The sequence below is a fragment of the Halorubrum xinjiangense genome (assembly GCF_900102375.1).
Classification (GTDB): Archaea; Halobacteriota; Halobacteria; order Halobacteriales; family Haloferacaceae; genus Halorubrum; species Halorubrum xinjiangense.
In genome coordinates this window covers 33,778-48,062 of record NZ_FNBO01000008.1, presented here as the reverse complement: position 1 = coordinate 48,062, position 14,285 = coordinate 33,778, and the positions used below count along the sequence as shown (strand labels likewise).

The following is a 14,285-nucleotide window of genomic DNA, read 5'->3' as shown; positions in this document are numbered from 1 at the left end:
CTCCGGGAACGCTTTTCGGGCGGCCGCCCGTTCGCCGGCGTATGTACCGCGCACGGTTCCGCGACCCGGCCGGATCGATCCGCGAGGGCGAGTACGACCCAGCGAGCGACACCGTCGCCTTCGGCGGCGAGGAGTACGCGCTCTCGGCGCCCGAGATCGACGTGCTCGCGCCGACAGAGCCTTCGAAGATCGTCTGTATCGGCCGCAACTACGCCGACCACGCCGCCGAGCTCGGCAACGACGTCCCCGACCGGCCGCTGCTTTTCTTGAAGCCGCCGAACGCGGTGGCGAGCCACGGCGACACGGTGACCGTCCCGGCCGGCAAGGACCGGATCGACTGGGAGGCCGAGCTTGCGGTCGTGATCGGCGAGCAGTGTAAAGCGGTCGACGCCGACGACGCGATGGACGTCGTCGCGGGGTTCACCTGTATGAACGACGTGTCGAACCGCGACGACCAGAACCGCGAGCAGAACTGGGTGCGCGGGAAGGCATTCGACGGCGCCGCGCCGCTGGGGCCGGTCCTCGCCACGCCCGACGAGGTGCCGGCCGACGCGAGCGTCGAACTCCGCGTCAACGGCGAGACGAAGCAGTCGAGCGACCGCGAGCACATGATCTTCGACGTGCCGACGCTGATCGAAGAGATCACGACGTACCTCACGCTCGAACCGGGCGACGTCATCGCGACCGGCACCCCCGAGGGCGTCGGCGCCCTCGCCGACGGCGACACCGTCGAGGTCGAGGTCGAGGGCGTCGGCACGCTGGAACACGACGTTCGCGTGCCCTGAACGGGCGGACCGACCGACGCTCCTGTGGTTCGCTACCACACCTCGTTTCCGGTGAACGCTTATATGCGAGCCCCCGGAGTCGGAGGTATGGAGACCAGTTCGTTCGTCGCCGATTCCTGACGGTACCGCCGCGGCGCGACCCGACCGGTTCGATCCCAACGGACGCGCCGACGAGGCCGCACGCGGAGCGAGATGCTCCCCTCTCCGGGCCGACGCGAGCGCCCGACCGAATGTCACGAGACGACGACGCGACGAACGAACGCGACGCATCGAGCGGACCAGAACCGAGCGAACCCGACGCCGCGGACCCGGACGCGGCCCGAGCCGTCGTCGCGGCCCGATCCGACGGCGAGCCGCCGGACACGACCGAGATCCGCGAACTCGCCGCCGCGGCCGGCTACGCGGTGGTCGGCGAGGTCACGCAGCGACGCCGCGAGGACCCGACCTACGACCTCGGCCGCGGGAAGGCCGAGGAGCTGATGCGGCTCGCGGCCGACGCCGGCGCCGAGGCGGTGATCTACGACGGCGGACTCTCGCCCGGCCAGACGTTCTCGCTCGGCGACCTGCTGCCGGCCGGGACCGCGGTTATCGACCGCCCGCGGCTGGTGCTGGAGCTGTTCGCCGACGCCGCCGACTCCCGGGCCGCAGACCGCCAGCTGGAGCTGGCCCGGCTCCGCTACGAGCTCCCGCGGCTCCGCGAGGCGGTCGCCCGCGACGCCAGCGAGGACGTCCGACTTCAGCCCGAGGGCGACAGCCGCGTTCTCGACGTAGAAAAACGGATCGAGTCGGCGGAGCGCGCCCTCGACGAGATCGCGGACGACCGGGCCGCGCGCCGGGCGGAGCGCCGCGCCGCCGGGTTCGACCTGATCGCTCTCGCGGGCTACACCAACGCCGGGAAGTCGACGCTGGCCCGCCGGCTCGCCGACGAAGTCGACGAGGCGGGGGATCCGGTCGACGACAACGGTGACCCGGCTGCCGACGTCGGCCCGCTCGCGGTCGCCGACCGGCCCTTCGAGACGCTCTCGACGACGACGCGGCGGGCAACGATCGGTGACCGGCGCACCCTGCTCACTGACACGGTGGGGTTCCTCGACGGGCTGCCGCACGAGTCGGTGCGGTCGTTCCGCGCGACCATCGAGTCGGTCCGGACCGCCGACTGCGCGCTGCTCGTCGTCGACGCGAGTGACGATCCCGCCGACCTCCGCCGGAAGCTCCTGGCGTCGCTGTCGGCGATCGAGACGACGGAGGGCCACGTCGTCCCCGTCCTGTCGAAGGCGGACGAGGTCGGCTCGGACGGGCTCGCGGACGCAGTCGAGGCGTACGAGGCCGCAGTCGACGGGCTCGACCCCAGGGACGCCCCGTTCGTCGACGCGCTCCGGTCGCCGATCCCGGTCAGCGCTCGCGACGGGACGGGACTGGCCGACCTCGCGGACGCGGTGGCGGACGCCCTCCCGACGGCGACGGCGTCGGTCTCGGCGCCGAACGGCGGCGCCGCGCAGGCCGCTCTTTCGTGGGCGTACGACCGGGGCGTCGTCGCGTCCGTCGACTACGAGGGCGAGACGGTCGCCGTCGACCTCGCGGGCCGGCCCGACGTCGTCGCCGAGGCGGAGCGGCGATTGAACGGCGCCGTCCCGCCGTCGTGACCGGCGTCCGCCAAGACCACCCTTAAGCCCGACCGACTCCGACTCCCGGGCATGCGACCACGGGATCTCTCCGATCACTCGCCGTACGTGCCCGGGCGGGGCGTCGAGGAGGTCGCCCGCGACCGCGGGCTCGACCCCGACGACCTCATCAAGCTCTCTTCGAACGAGAACCCGCACGGCCCGAGCCCGGCGGCCGTCGAGGCCATCCGCGACCACGCCGACCGCGTGAACCAGTACCCGAAGTCCTCACACACGGACCTCACCGCGAAGATCGCCGACGAGTGGGGCGTCGACGACGAGCAGGTGTGGGTGTCGCCGGGTGCCGACGGTTCGATCGATTACCTCTCGCGGGCCGCGTTAGAGCCCGGCGACGAGGTGCTGGTTCCGAGCCCCGGCTTCGCCTACTACGCGATGTCCTCGCGATACCACCACGGCGAGGTGACCGAGTACGACCTCTCGCCGGCCGACGGCTTCGCGCAGGACGCGGAGACGGTGCTGTCCGCCTACGGGGGCGAGCGAATCGTCTACGTCACCTCGCCGCACAACCCCTCCGGCTCGACCATGCCCCTCGACGAGGTCGAGGCGATCGCGGACGCGACCGCCGAGGAGACCCTCGTCGTCGTCGACGAGGCGTACGGCGAGTTCGCCGCCGTCGACAGCGCGATTCCGCTCGCCGACGAGCGCGACGACGTGGCGGTCCTCCGCACCTTCTCGAAGGCGTACGGGCTCGCCGGGCTCCGGATCGGCTACAGCGTCGTCCCCGAGGCGTGGGGCGAGGCGTACGCCCGCGTCAACACGCCGTTCGCGGCCAACGAGCTCGCCTGCCGCGCCGCACTGGCCGCGCTCGACGACGACGAACACGTCGAGGAGTCGGTCGAGACCGCGCGGTGGGCCCGCGAGTACATCGCCGACGAGCTCGACGCGCCCACCGTCGACTCCGCGGGCAACTTCGTCCTCGCCGCGGTCGGCGACGGCGAGCGCGTCGCCGAGGCGGCCCAGGAGCGCGGCGTGATCGTCCGCGACTGCACCTCCTTCGGCCTCCCGGAGCACGTCCGGATCTCGACTGGCACCCGTGAAGAGACCCGCGAGGCGGTCGACCTGCTCAACGAGGCGCTGGCGGACCTCGACCTCGGTGTTCGCGCGTGAGCGACCGCTCTGACTCCGCCGACGGCGCCGACCTCGGCCGCGCCGACCGCGTCGCGGTCACGGGCACCCCCGGAACGGGCAAGTCGACCGCGACGGCGCTGCTCGAAGGCGAGTACGACGTGATCCACCTCAACGACCGGATCAAATCTGACGACGACCTCTGGACCGAGCGCGACGCCGACCGCGACACGCTCGTCGCCGACCTCGACGCGGTCCGCGATGACCTCGGCGACTGGAGCGGCGTTCTCGACTCGCACCTCGCGCACCGGTTCGACGTCGACCGCGTGGTGGTGTTGCGCTGTCACCCGGAGACGATCGAGTCCCGACTCGAAGCCCGGGGCGAGTCGCCCGAGACCGCAGCGGAGAATGCGGAAAGCGAGGCGCTCGATGTGATCCTCTCGGAGGCAGTCGACGGACACGGCGTCGAGAACGTCTACGAGATCGACGCGACCGACCGCGACCCCGAGGCGGTCGCCGACGCGATCCGCGCGGCTATCGCGGGCGAGCGCGAGCCGAGCGCGGGCACCGTGAACTTCATGGATTATATATGAACCGGCCGCGAGCGTCGGAACGTTAGATGACTCTCGACCAGTACCGGTCCGTGGCGGACCGCCTCCTCGGGCCGTGGGTGTCGGCGGCCGACAGGCTCGGCCTCTCCCCCGACCAGGTGAGCGTGATCGCGTTCCTCGTCGCGGTCGGGGCCGCCGTCGCGTTCGCCGCAGGGTCGAGTCCGCTCTACGCGGCCGGCGCGCTGCTCGTCCTCCTCAACGGCTGGCTCGACGTGGTCGACGGCGCGCTCGCGCGCCACCAGGGGGTCGCCTCCGACGGCGGCGACTTCCTCGACCACGTCCTCGACCGCTACGCCGACGTGGCGATCATCGCGGGGTTCACCGCCGGTATCGAGGCGTACGCGCTCGGCTTCGCCGCGGTCACGGGCGTCCTCCTCACCTCCTACCTCGGCACGCAGATCCAGGCGGTCGGCATCGGCCGAGAGTACGGCGGGCTCCTCGGCCGTGCCGACCGGCTCGCGCTCGCCGGGATCGTCGGCGTCGTCGCCGCGATTTACGCCGCGCCGATCGCCGCCGGGCTGAACGTCGTCGGCCTCCTGCTCGCGCTGTTCGCCGTCGTCGGCCACCTCACCGCGGTCCAGCGGTTCCTCGGCGCCTGGCGGGACCTCTGAGCGGTCCGCGGGGTCGCTTTTTAAAAAGGCGCGTCGGCCGAGCCGCTCGGCCCGCCGGCGTTTGTCTTCCCCTCCGTCGCGACGGCTCCGACGCCGTCGTTCGGTTCCTCCTCCACGTCGCCCGTTTCGAGGTACGCCGCCTCCAGCTCCGCGAGCCGGTCATTCACCGCCTCGCTCTGGTTGTGCATCGGGGCCGCGCGGACCCGGACGAAGTCGTACTCGTGGCGGTCTGAGAGGCCGTTCCACGCGCGGAAGGCGCCGATCGTCAGCGTGTGCGTCTGCGGACAGAACGCCGTCGTCGGGGTGAACTCCGCGCGGAGGACGCGGTCGACGCCGCTACCGGCGACGGCGTCACCGTCGACGTCGGCGGGGTCGATCGCGTCGGCGGCCTCAATCGCCTCGGCGGGGTCGACCGCGTCGGTGGCGTCGCCCCGCTCGACGGCGTATCGGAAGCCGGCGCTGCCGTGGCGAGTGTCTAGGTTTAGCCGCGCGAGGTTGTAGTTGAACGTCATGTCGTACACCTTCCGCTCCTCGAAGCAGTCGCGGGTGAGCCGGTGAAAGGCGAGGTGGTCCGCGCCCGTGAGGGCGTCGTGGCCGTCGAGGAACCGCCCCGGGCGCGGGAGGTCGTCTTCGACGAACTCGTCGTAGCCGTCGAACAGGTCGCCGTCGTCGGAGCCGAAGGGGGACGGAAAGCCGGGCATACGCGTGAAACGGCGCCCCGTCGGGGTACTCCTGACCCCGCAGATGTTCGGGGCGCCGCCGGTGATCGCGGACAGGGCGGCATAGAGGCGTCGGCTTGCCGGGGCTCAGACGACGCGATCCGGCCGTCGGGCCCCTCGGAGCAGTCCGCGTCGGGACAGGTTCGATCCGAGCGGTCACCTCTGGGAGGGAACGATTTAAAAGCGTCCGGTCGGAACGAGGGGTATGCCCACTTTCGAGCTGAACCTCTCGGACGACGTGTACGCGGAGTTTCAGCAGCTGGCGGACGAGGAGTTCGTCTCCGAGGAGCAGGCCGCCGAAGACCTCATCGCGTCCGGCATCGAGGCGTACAACGTGACCGTCGTCGACGACGACCCCCGCGACGAGATGCTCGACGGCGCCGAGAACAACATGTTCGACACCGCGGAGGACCCGGGCAGCATCGAAGACGACCGGCTGTAGTCGACCTCACCGAGTCCGAGCTCATTTTTTTTTCGCGTCTCGCGGGAACGCCGTCGAGGAGGAATCCCGTTCGCGCTACGGTCGTCGCGTATGCGTCAGGAGCGGGAACATCGTGCGAACCGTGAGACGAATATCCCCCGTCAGCCCTCGCGCTCCCTCGGGTGCCCCGTCCGAGTCGGTCACCAGGTCCCCGGTCTCGGAGAGGCCGACGAACAGCACGTCACCGACCGAGAGCGCTTGTGAGAGGTTGCGGCTGGCGCTTCCTCGGCCGTCTCGAAGTCGAACTCGCGCCTCCGTCGAGACCTCGTCGCCGTTCGTCAGTTCGAGTCGGAACGCCGTGCCGTCGTCGGTGAACGTGACGTCGAACCGGACGCCCTCCTCCCGCGCCGTCTCGGCCCAGTCGGGCTCCTCGACGGTCGTCTCACCGACCGCCATCACCGCGGACTCGGCGTCGATCTCCACGGTGTCGCCGTTCCGGTCCTCCGTCTGGGCGTATTCCAAGTCGCTCACGTATCCGGACTCGGAGACGGTTATCGCCGCGTCGAACTCCTCCATCTCCCCGAAACTCAGGCGGTCCGAGTAGCCGACGGACTCGTAGGTGACGCCGTACCCGTCCGCGACCTCGACGACCTCCGTCGCCTCTCCCCACTCGACCTCGGTGAGGTACCGATTAAACTCGTTCAGACCGGTCACCTCGGCCGCCGGCGGCGCCCGCTCGTCCACTCGGTACGCCTGATCGAACCCGGACTCCAGCCTGACGTACGCCACATCCTCGTCGGCCGGCGACCAGAACTGCTCGGTCTCGCCGTCCTCCGTCAGGCCGACCGAGATGTTGTTGGCCTCGAACTCGTTCGTTAGCGTCCGCGAGAACTCGTTGCCGTCGAAGATGTCGACCCGCTCCTGATCGAGCGTCAGCGATCCGGCATCGACCAGGGTCGATTCGTGTGTGTTGAACAGCTCTCCGGCGTCGACGCCGCTTCGGTCGGTTCCGGTCGGATACGCGAACTCCCCCAGGCTCGGAGTCGAGTCCTCGGACTCCTCACTCTGGGTCTCCGAGCCGTCTTCGTCCTCCTCGGTGTTGGACCCGTCCCCAGAGCCGTTCGGTGACGTCGATTCATCAGGAGCCGAACCACTACAACCAGCGAGAGAAATCGATGCAGCCGCGGCGCTAGCAAGAATGTATCGTCTGTTCATGTAAGTTCTATTATAATATGTCGCACCCGTACGTAAATAGCTGCTTACTTGTCGCCCAAATCATGTCTCCCAGCGGGTCAAATCGCCGTTCAGGCCGGTAGAACCTGGCGGCAGATCGGGACCCGCAACCCACTGCCGAGTCGGCCGTTCCGCCCGTGACGGCTCAGTACCCCGATCCGAGCAGTCGGTTCGTCGTGAGCGTCGCCAGTCCCAGCGCCATCACGCAGGCGAGCAGCCCGAACGCGACCGCCCACCCGGCGGCGTCGGAGACCGCGCCGACCACGACGCTGCCGGAGGCGCCGGTCACCATGTACGCGGTCCGGACGAGCCCGAAGCCGGCGCCGCGCTCGTCGTCGGACAGGAGGTCCATGAACCGCGACTGGATCGGCGCGCCCCACGACATCGCGAGGCCGACGAGGCCGACGGCCCCGACCGTGACCGGCAGGCCGAGGTCGAGCGTCGCGACCGCGACGAGGGCCCCGTAGCCGACGACGCCGGCGCCCATCGTCGCCATCGCGGTCGCGTCGCGGCCGATTCGGTCGGAGATCGACCCGGTTACCGGCTGGGTCGCGCCGTGGACGAGGAAGTACACCGAGAACAGGAGCGCCGACAGCGCGCTCGACAGGCCGCCCCCGACCTCCAAGAACGTCGGGAGGAAGGAGGCGGTCGCCTGCCACGTGAACGCGCCCATCGTCGCCAGCGCGGTCGTGTAGAGGATCTCCGGCCGCAAGAGCAGCTCGGCGAGCGGGCCGAGCGCGAACCGCTCGCCCATCGGCTGGTCCGGCCGCAGCGGCTCGGTCGGTCGAACCCGCCACGCGAACAGGGCGAACACGGGCACCGCGACGGCCGCCCCGAGGAGGACGCCGGCGCGCCACCCGTACCGGGACCCGACCAGCGCCGCGGCGGGCGGCGCGGCGAGCCCGGCGATCGGGCCGCCCGCGACGTGGACGCCGATGGCGCGGCCGGTGTCGTCGAACTGCCGCGTGAGGAACGTCGTCGCGACCGAGTAGTGGAGCCCCGCCCCGACGCCGAGCGCGGCCGCGAACAGCCCGAACGCGAGGATCGAGGGCGACGCGGCGAGGAGCACCGACGCAACCGCGGTGGCGCCAACCGCGACGAGGATGACGCGGCGCTCGCCGTAGCGGTCGCCGAGGACGCCGGAGGGGAACTGCGCCAGCGCGTACGTGAGCCACATCCCGCTGAGCGCGAGCCCGACGGTCCCGTTGGTGACGCCGAACTGCGTCGTGATCTCCGGGACAAGCGGGCTGACGACCAGCCGCGCCACCATCGTTCCGGTGAACGCGAGCGTACAGAGCGCGAGCGCCGTGTGTTCGTACCGCCAGTTCACGGTCGGCGTTTCCGACACGGGTCAAAGCGGCTTCCGATCGCGGTCAGACGGGCCGGGGACTCGCCGGGACAGACCGGTCAGAGACCTACTCGGCCGCGAACCGGACCGGGTAGTCGGTGAGGTTATCGTAGCCGTCCTCGGTGACCACGACGAGGTCCTCGATCCGGACGCCGCCCACCTCGGGGTCGTAGAGGCCGGGCTCGACGGTGATCACGTGACCCGGCTCCAGCTCCTCGCCCCCGCTCGCGAGCCGCGGCGACTCGTGGACGTCGAGCCCGATGCCGTGCCCGGTGGAGTGGATAAACCCGGTCTCCGTCTCGGGGTCGGTGCGGAAGGTGGGCTCGCCGGCCGACTCGTACACCTCGCAGGCGGCGGCGTGGACGTCCTCGCCGGTCGCGCCCGGCTCGACGGCGTCGAGCGCGGCCTCCAGCGCGCGCTCGGTGAGGTCGTACCACTCGCGGAGGATCTCGCCCGGCTCGCCGACGCAGAACGTCCGCGTCATGTCGGCGTTGTACTTCGTCGCCTTCGAGCGCGGGAAGATGTCGACGATTACCGCCTCGTTCGCTCGCAGGGGACCGGAGCCGCGGTCGTGGGGGTCCGCCGCCTGCGCGCCGCCGGCGACGATCGTCTCGTCGAGCGCACAGCCGTGGCGCAGCAGCGTCACCTCTATCTCTTCTGTCACCCGCTCGCTCGTGAGCGGCTCGCCGTCGCGGAGCAGGACGCCGGGCTCGACGTCGCCGTCAGCCGGGGCGTCCTCGCCGGCCACCTCCGCGCCGGCGATCAGCTCCTCGGCGGCCCGCATGGCGGCCTCGTTCGCCTTCTGGGCCTCGCGGATCGCGTCGATCTCCTCGTCGGTCTTCACCGCGCGGACCTCCTGAAGCCGGTCGTCGCCGTCGACGAAGACGTCGATCTCGCGCTCGCGGAGGGCGTCCGCGGTGCCGACCGGCCCGCGCGGCGGCATCGAGACGGAGTCGACGCCCTTCTCGCGGACGAACGCGGCGTACATGTCGTTGCGCTCCTCGCGGCCGCCGTACTCGTAGTCGTAGTCGGCGTGGCGTTGCACCGTGTCGGCCGCCGCCTCGGTCGTCGCGCGGCCGTACTCCAGCCCGCTGACGAGGAGGTGGACCTCGCCGTCGGCGTACAGCGTGAGAAACGGGTCGGGGCCGGTGAACCCGGAGAGGTACAGCTGGTTGGCGTCCTCCTGCGAGGCGTCGAGGAGGTAGCCGTCCGCGTCGAGGTCGGCGAGGCGGTCGTCGAGTCGCGTTCGGTTCATACACGCCTTGCTCGCGCGACGCTCAAAGCGGTTGTCCTCGCGGAACACGCGGGTAGGGTGTCTCCCGCCGACGACCAGCGTCACCGCGGGTCAGGACATCGACTTGACCCTGCTGCTAGTGACCGAGATCTGCGTAGTCGTCGGCTACTTCGGCGGGGCGATTGCGGCGACGGCGACCGCAGGCTGACTGATCGCTCGGTCGCTTCGGGCGCCGGCCGACCCGCCGCGAAACGCATATATATTATACCCCGCTCATCGACCGCGAATTGCGCTCTCGAGCTGCTTCCGCTCGACCCCTCGAAAATACCGAGTTTTACAGGGTTCTACACGCTGTTTTCGGGCGTGCCTCAGCGATGCCAAACACGCGAACATTTAAGTATTTGGGTCACTTACCCGAAGGTGAGGAAAACACCGAGATTCGTCCCTCGGTTCCGTCTTTCCCTCCAGCATCAAACCAATGAGCGAGAACCTTCGAACGTACACGACAGAGACCGTCGACGACGAGAGCGAGACAGAGTCGGAAACCGAAGAGGAAGAGCTGCGGTGCCCGGAGTGCGGCGGCCAGCTCGCGACCGACACCGAACACGGCGAGACCGTCTGCGTCGACTGCGGGCTCGTCGTCGAGGAGGACGAGATCGACCGCGGGCCGGAGTGGCGCGCGTTCGACTCCAAAGAGAAGGACAGCAAGTCGCGCGTCGGCGCCCCGACGACGAACATGATGCACGACAAGGGGCTCTCGACGAACATCGGCTGGCAGGACAAAGACGCCTACGGCAAGTCGCTGTCTAGCCGCCAGCGCGAGAAGATGCAGCGGCTGCGCACGTGGAACGAGCGGTTCCGCACCCGCGACTCCAAGGAGCGCAACCTCAAGCAGGCGCTCGGCGAGATCGACCGGATGGCCTCCGCGCTCGGCCTCCCGGACAACGTCCGCGAGACCGCCTCCGTCATCTACCGCCGCGCGCTCGACGAGGACCTGCTGCCCGGCCGCTCCATCGAGGGTGTCTCGACGGCGTCGCTGTACGCCGCGGCCCGGCAGGCGGGGACGCCGCGCAGCCTCGACGAGATCGCCGGCGTCTCCCGGGTCGAGAAAGACGAGATCGCCCGGACGTACCGCTACGTGGTCCGCGAGCTGAAGCTGGAGATCCAGCCCGCCGACCCCGAGAGCTACGTCCCGCGGTTCGCCTCCGACCTCGGCCTCTCCGACGAGGCTGAGCGCCGCGCCCGCAGCCTCCTCGACACGGCGAAACAGCAGGGGATCCACTCCGGGAAGTCGCCGGTCGGGCTCGCCGCCGCCGCCGTCTACGCCGCCTCGCTGCTCGTCAACGAGAAGGTTACCCAGAGCGAGGTCAGCGACGTCGCGAACATCAGCGAGGTCACCATCCGGAATCGGTACCACGAGCTCCTCGAGGCCGAGGACTCCGTCGCACTGAACTAACTCGCTCTCCCGCCCTCAGACGTCGTGGCGTTCGGCGTTCGCTCTGCCTTCCGCCGCCGTATCGGACGATTTTTCCATTCTTCGTTTCCGCGTCGCGAGCCGAAACCGCGAAGTCGACGCGCCGCCACCCCCGGACATGGAGACGACGCGCCACTTCACGGCGACGACCTACATCGTCAACGACGGGGCGACGGCGCTTCACGACCACGAGCGGCTCGGCATCCGACTGCCGCCCGGGGGCCACGTCGACCGCGACGAGCTCCCGCACGAGGCCGCGCGCCGCGAGGTCCGCGAGGAGACGGGGCTGACGCCGGAGCTGCTCGCCGACGAGTCGCCGATCACCGGACCGAACACCCGCGGCCTCCCGGAGCCGGCCCACCTCATGCTCCACGACATCAACGTCCACGAGGACGGGTCCGTGGGCCACCAGCACGTCGACCACCTCTACTACGCCCACGTCGGCTCCCGGGAGATCGACCCGGACGGCGATGACGAGGTCGACCCGACGCGCTGGCGCTGGTACACCCCGGAGGAGCTGGCGGCGAGCGACCTCCCGGACGACGTCGTCGACCTCGGACGGGAGGCGATCGCCGCCGTCGGCGAGCGCTGATCGGACCGACTCGCCGGGCGCGCCGATCCGGGTCGCGGCCGGGTCAGGAGCCGGTCGATGGACCGCCGTCAACGGGTTCGAAGGGCGAATCGCGGCGTCAGACGGCCGTCTCACGCTCCGGAAGGTATTTGGGTCGGTGTTGGCGACGTAAACGCAAGGATGGACGCACAGCGAAGGGAAGCGATCACCGAGTGGGACGACCGCTCGTTTTCCGGCGGGTTCGCGGGACTCCGGCGGATCGTCGACAGCGGGTTCTCCGGCGCGGCAACCGACGGGACCGGGTGGCTGTTCCTCGTCGACGGACGCGTCGTCGGCGTCGTGGACGCGACGCTCGACGCCTTCGCCGACGCCTCCGGGACGGTCTACCGGGCCCCGGACGACGCGCTCCCCGTGCTTTTCGCGATGCAGGAGATCGGCGGCGAGCCGCGGGCGAAGTACTACACCAACGACACGCCGCTGAACGAGGCCGACCGCAAGCTCTCGCAGGGCGGGTTCACCGGCTACATCGAGCTGTCGGAGAACGTCCTCTCCGGCGACTACTACGTCGCGTACACGGGCGGCGAGTCGATGGCGGCGGCGTACGTCGGCAACGCCCGACGGCTGGAGACCGGGGACGACGCCTTCGAACTCGCCGCGGACGAGGTCGGCATCTACACGGTGTACGAGGTCGACCTCGATGTCCGGCCGCTCCCGGATGGCGACGCCGTGGCCGGCGGGGACGGTGCGGACGGCGCGGGCGATGCGGACGCCGCCGCCGACGCGGACGCCACCACCGACGCGGACGGCGCGCGCGACGAGGGCACCGCCGCCGGCGCGACCGACGAGACGGAGTCCGAAGGGATCGAGGCGGAAACGGGCGGCGACGACGGAACGGACGGAGACGACGCCGCCGAGCCCGCGGCCGCGGTCGACCGCGCGCCGGACCGCAGTCGAGACGACGACTCGGCGGCGTCGGCCCGACGCGACGAGCCGGCGAGCGTCGACGCGAGCGCGTCCGCGGACGGACGGCCGGACGTCGATTCGAGCGAGGACGCCTCGGGAGACGACGAGCCGCAGCCACGCAGCGGGGTTCAGATCGGGGACGTCGAGTCCGCCGACGGAGACGCTCGGGGGTCGCCCGGCTCCGAGCGCGTTCGACGGCCGCCGCCGGAGTCCGACGCCTCGTCCGCCGCGGCCGCCGGCGACGCGGACGGCCCCGACTCGGATCGCGGCGACGCACCGGGCGACGAGGACGTCTTCTCGGAGGAGGCCGAGTGGAGAGAGCAGAAGTCGATCCCGGCGCTCGACCCCTCGCAGGCGAGCGGAGAACCGAGAGCGGACGACGACCGGGGCGCGGGGTCGGCGCGGCGCTCCCGGTCGGCAGACGACCGACGCGGGGCCGAGCGGAGCGAGTCGCCCGCGAGCGGCGGCTCGCCGTCACCGCGTTCCACCGGCGGGTCGGCATCGACGCCGTCGGCGGTCTCGAAGCGCGAGGCGCGCGACGCGCAGCGCGGCGGCAAGCCCGAGCGACTCCGGAAGCTCGAGGCGGCCTTAGAGGAGACCGAGACGGAGCGGCAGTCGCTCGCGGACGAACGCGACCGGCTGGCGGCCGAGCGCGACGAGGTCGAGGCGGAGCGCGACGAGCTGGCAGCCGAGGTCGACCGCCTCGAGACCGAGGTCGACGACCTCCGATCGGAGCGCGACCGACTCCGCCGCGAGCTGTCTGAAGCCAAAGAGCGGCTCCCGGACGCGGAGCGGACGCTCACGCCGGGGGAGGCGCGCAACGGGACGAACCTGTTCATCAGGTACGAGTCGAAGGAGGGCGTGACGTTGGCCGACGCCCACGAGGGGAGCGCCGACCGCGAGGCGCTCCGCGAGAACCTCCGGGTCGAACACCACACGAGCTTCGAGACGGAGGGCCTCGCGGTCGACGGGCGACCGTTCGCGGAGTTCCTCGAGGACACAATCGAGTACGGCTTCGCCCGGTGGCTCGTCGAGGACCTCCCGTTCGAAGTCCGCGGCACCGGCAACGAGGGGACGCTCCGCGACCTCTACGACGCGCTGCCGGAGATCGACCGCGCCGAGATCGGTGGCACGGTGTCCGTCGAGCTCCGCGAGGGCGGCGAGGAGGTCCGCGAGCAGCGGGCGTTCGACCTCGTGTTGCGCGACCGGATGGGTCACCCGCTGTTCGTCGCCGACCTGAACGACAGCCGGGACCCCACGGCAGAGGGGACGCTGGAGTCGCTCGTCGAGAACGGGCGCGACATCGCCGAGTCGAACGAGACGTTCGCGGGGGCGTTCGCGGTGACGGAGAGCTTCTTCGAGCCCGGCGCCTTAGAGACCGCGAGCGACGCGGTCGGCGGCGGCCTGTTCAGCCGGTCGAAGCGGGCGAGCTTCGTGAAGCTCTCGCGCAAGCAGGGGTACCACCTGTGTCTCGTCGAGGCCCGCGACGGCGGATTCCACATGACGGTCCCGGACCTATAGCTGTCGCCGACCGTCGCGAACTCGCGCCGTCGCTGAGAGAGAAAACG

13 protein-coding genes are annotated in these 14,285 nt (G+C 70.7%); 9 read left to right on the top strand and 4 right to left on the bottom strand.

Translation table 11 applies throughout. The features are described from left to right. The first annotated feature begins 41 nt into the window (after positions 1 to 41). The 5 genes from F3H13_RS10230 (at position 42) to F3H13_RS10210 (ending at position 4,754) form a co-directional block, all read left to right on the top strand. Complete coding sequence (locus tag F3H13_RS10230; RefSeq protein WP_149798935.1) at positions 42 to 785, top strand: fumarylacetoacetate hydrolase family protein; 744 nt, start codon at positions 42 to 44, stop codon at positions 783 to 785. A 230-nt stretch (positions 786 to 1,015) separates the two neighbouring features. Beyond that, entirely contained in the window at positions 1,016 to 2,428 is a 1,413-nt protein-coding gene (locus F3H13_RS10225) for an HflX-like GTP-binding protein (RefSeq protein WP_149798934.1), read from the top strand. Between the two features lie 51 nt (positions 2,429 to 2,479). Further along, positions 2,480 to 3,574: a histidinol-phosphate transaminase gene (hisC, locus tag F3H13_RS10220; RefSeq protein ID WP_149798933.1), complete on the top strand. Its 1,095-nt coding sequence runs from the start codon at positions 2,480 to 2,482 to the stop codon at positions 3,572 to 3,574. Beyond that, a complete protein-coding gene (locus tag F3H13_RS10215) occupies positions 3,571 to 4,125 on the top strand; it encodes an adenylate kinase family protein (protein WP_149798932.1) in 555 nt (184 codons plus the stop codon). The genes hisC and F3H13_RS10215 overlap by 4 nt, the downstream gene beginning before the upstream one ends. A gap of 26 nt (positions 4,126 to 4,151) precedes the next feature. Further along, on the top strand, positions 4,152 to 4,754 hold the full coding sequence (locus F3H13_RS10210) for a CDP-alcohol phosphatidyltransferase family protein (protein ID WP_149798931.1): 603 nt from the start codon (positions 4,152 to 4,154) through the stop codon (positions 4,752 to 4,754). 20 nt (positions 4,755 to 4,774) lie between these two features. Here F3H13_RS10210 and F3H13_RS10205 read toward each other — a convergent pair whose 3' ends face one another. Continuing rightward, positions 4,775 to 5,455, bottom strand: coding sequence for a hypothetical protein (locus F3H13_RS10205; RefSeq protein WP_149798930.1), 681 nt, complete (start codon positions 5,453 to 5,455; stop codon positions 4,775 to 4,777). A gap of 223 nt (positions 5,456 to 5,678) precedes the next feature. Here F3H13_RS10205 and F3H13_RS10200 point away from each other — a divergent pair, with 223 nt between their 5' ends. Next, positions 5,679 to 5,915: a hypothetical protein gene (locus F3H13_RS10200; protein WP_137688696.1), complete on the top strand. Its 237-nt coding sequence runs from the start codon at positions 5,679 to 5,681 to the stop codon at positions 5,913 to 5,915. 75 nt (positions 5,916 to 5,990) lie between these two features. Here the strand turns inward: F3H13_RS10200 and F3H13_RS10195 are convergent, their stop codons facing one another. The 3 genes from F3H13_RS10195 to F3H13_RS10185 form a co-directional block, all read right to left on the bottom strand. Continuing rightward, the gene (locus tag F3H13_RS10195) at positions 5,991 to 7,109 is read right to left on the bottom strand and encodes a DUF7537 family lipoprotein (RefSeq protein WP_149798929.1); all 1,119 of its coding nucleotides are present in this window, start codon (positions 7,107 to 7,109) and stop codon (positions 5,991 to 5,993) included. A 163-nt stretch (positions 7,110 to 7,272) separates the two neighbouring features. Next, positions 7,273 to 8,457, bottom strand: coding sequence for an MFS transporter (locus F3H13_RS10190; RefSeq protein ID WP_149799021.1), 1,185 nt, complete (start codon positions 8,455 to 8,457; stop codon positions 7,273 to 7,275). A gap of 85 nt (positions 8,458 to 8,542) precedes the next feature. Next, positions 8,543 to 9,730 (bottom strand): M24 family metallopeptidase, encoded by a 1,188-nt coding sequence (locus F3H13_RS10185; RefSeq protein ID WP_149798928.1) that lies wholly within the window; start codon positions 9,728 to 9,730, stop codon positions 8,543 to 8,545. A gap of 457 nt (positions 9,731 to 10,187) precedes the next feature. Here F3H13_RS10185 and F3H13_RS10180 point away from each other — a divergent pair, with 457 nt between their 5' ends. The 3 genes from F3H13_RS10180 to F3H13_RS10170 all read left to right on the top strand — a co-directional run bounded on the left by F3H13_RS10180 (position 10,188) and on the right by F3H13_RS10170 (position 14,238). Continuing rightward, entirely contained in the window at positions 10,188 to 11,165 is a 978-nt protein-coding gene (locus F3H13_RS10180) for a transcription initiation factor IIB (RefSeq protein WP_149798927.1), read from the top strand. 136 nt (positions 11,166 to 11,301) lie between these two features. Next, complete coding sequence (locus tag F3H13_RS10175; protein WP_149798926.1) at positions 11,302 to 11,775, top strand: NUDIX hydrolase; 474 nt, start codon at positions 11,302 to 11,304, stop codon at positions 11,773 to 11,775. A gap of 159 nt (positions 11,776 to 11,934) precedes the next feature. After that, entirely contained in the window at positions 11,935 to 14,238 is a 2,304-nt protein-coding gene (locus tag F3H13_RS10170) for a DUF7527 domain-containing protein (protein ID WP_149798925.1), read from the top strand. The last annotated feature ends 47 nt before the right edge of the window (positions 14,239 to 14,285 follow it).

Excerpts from the sequence above, each read along its gene's own strand:
- F3H13_RS10230 (WP_149798935.1), top strand. The coding sequence starts at position 42 with ATGTACCGCGCACGGTTCCGCGACCCGGCCGGATCGATCCGCGAGGGC.
- F3H13_RS10170 (WP_149798925.1), top strand. The coding sequence starts at position 11,935 with ATGGACGCACAGCGAAGGGAAGCGATCACCGAGTGGGACGACCGCTCG.
- F3H13_RS10180 (WP_149798927.1), top strand. The coding sequence starts at position 10,188 with ATGAGCGAGAACCTTCGAACGTACACGACAGAGACCGTCGACGACGAG.
- F3H13_RS10175 (WP_149798926.1), top strand. The coding sequence starts at position 11,302 with ATGGAGACGACGCGCCACTTCACGGCGACGACCTACATCGTCAACGAC.
- F3H13_RS10205 (WP_149798930.1), bottom strand. The coding sequence starts at position 5,455 with ATGCCCGGCTTTCCGTCCCCCTTCGGCTCCGACGACGGCGACCTGTTC.
- F3H13_RS10210 (WP_149798931.1), top strand. The coding sequence starts at position 4,152 with ATGACTCTCGACCAGTACCGGTCCGTGGCGGACCGCCTCCTCGGGCCG.
- hisC (WP_149798933.1), top strand. The coding sequence starts at position 2,480 with ATGCGACCACGGGATCTCTCCGATCACTCGCCGTACGTGCCCGGGCGG.
- F3H13_RS10225 (WP_149798934.1), top strand. The coding sequence starts at position 1,016 with ATGTCACGAGACGACGACGCGACGAACGAACGCGACGCATCGAGCGGA.
- F3H13_RS10200 (WP_137688696.1), top strand. The coding sequence starts at position 5,679 with ATGCCCACTTTCGAGCTGAACCTCTCGGACGACGTGTACGCGGAGTTT.
- F3H13_RS10185 (WP_149798928.1), bottom strand. The coding sequence starts at position 9,730 with ATGAACCGAACGCGACTCGACGACCGCCTCGCCGACCTCGACGCGGAC.
- F3H13_RS10195 (WP_149798929.1), bottom strand. The coding sequence starts at position 7,109 with ATGAACAGACGATACATTCTTGCTAGCGCCGCGGCTGCATCGATTTCT.